The organism is Streptococcus oralis, assembly GCF_004127215.1.
Classification (GTDB): domain Bacteria; phylum Bacillota; class Bacilli; order Lactobacillales; family Streptococcaceae; genus Streptococcus; species Streptococcus oralis_BD.
This window is the reverse complement of sequence record NZ_QEWJ01000025.1, coordinates 1-1232: the sequence shown is the minus strand read 5'-3', so window position 1 is coordinate 1232 and position 1232 is coordinate 1. Positions and strand designations below refer to the sequence as shown.

2 pseudogenes are annotated in these 1232 nt (G+C 43.3%); both read left to right on the top strand.

The features are described from left to right. Nucleotides 1–671, top strand: a pseudogene (gene comA, locus DF216_RS10310) (peptide cleavage/export ABC transporter ComA); the annotation flags it as partial. A gap of 14 nt (nucleotides 672–685) precedes the next feature. After that, a pseudogene (locus tag DF216_RS10305) lies at nucleotides 686–1232 on the top strand (competence protein ComB); the annotation flags it as partial.

Genomic DNA, 1232 nt, shown 5'->3' with positions numbered 1-1232 from the left:
ATGGGCGAAATGTCCTCTCAGATATTAACTTGACCATTGAACGAGGCAGTAAGGTGGCCTTTGTGGGCATTTCTGGTTCTGGAAAGACGACCCTTGCCAAGATGATTGTGAATTTCTATGATCCGAATGAGGGAGAGATTCTGGTGAATAATATCAACCTCAATCAGATTGACAAGCATGTCTTGCGTCGTCATATCAATTACTTGCCGCAACAGCCCTATGTCTTTAATGGTACTATCTTAGAGAATGTTCTCTTGGGTGCTAAGCCTGGAACGACTCAGAAAGAGATCATTCGAGCGCTGGAAATTGCGGAGATTCGGGAAGACATTGAACGGATGCCTTTGAATTACCAAACAGAGTTGACATCAGACGGGACAGGGATTTCAGGTGGTCAACGTCAACGCTTGGCCTTGGCTCGGGCTCTTTTGACCGATGCTCCTGTTTTGATTCTTGATGAGGCAACCAGCAATCTGGATATCCTGACAGAGAAAAAGATTATCGACAATCTCTTGGAGTTGGACAAGACCATTATATTCATCGCCCATCGCTTGACCATTGCGGAGCGGTCTGAAAAAGTGGTCGTTCTGGACAAGGGGGAAATCGTCGAACAAGGAACACACGAAGAATTGCTTGCTCAGGATGGCTTCTATGCCCATCTGGTCAATAGTTAGAAAGGAGAAAGAAGATGGAAGAACATTACTTAGAGAGTGCTGAATTTTATAATCGTAGATATTCCAACTTTTCTGTACGCGTGATTTTACCGACTTTCTTCTTAGCGATTTTTATCGTCTTATTCTCTCTCTTTGCGAAAAAGGAAATCACGATTACCTCTGCTGCCTCTATCGAACCGAGTAAGATCCTGGCAACCATCCAGTCAACCAGTAATAATGCGATTGTCACTAATAATCTAGAGGAAAATAAGGTGGTCAAAAAAGGGGACCTCTTGGTTCAGTATCATTCTGACAGTGAAAACACTCAAAAAGACACCTTCTCCTCTCAAGTGGAAACCTTGAAAGAACAAAAACGACAGTTGGAATTATTGCAGGAAAGTTTGAAGACAGGAACTAGCCAGTTTGCTTCGGGGGAAGATCGCTTTGGCTACGAACAGGTCTTTAATGACTATAAAAACCAAGCTGCCAGCATCCGTAGTAATACGGAACAACAGAATTCCAATATTGCCTCTCAAAATTCAGCTGCCAGCAGTTCACAAGCTGAACTTGGAAATCTCATTG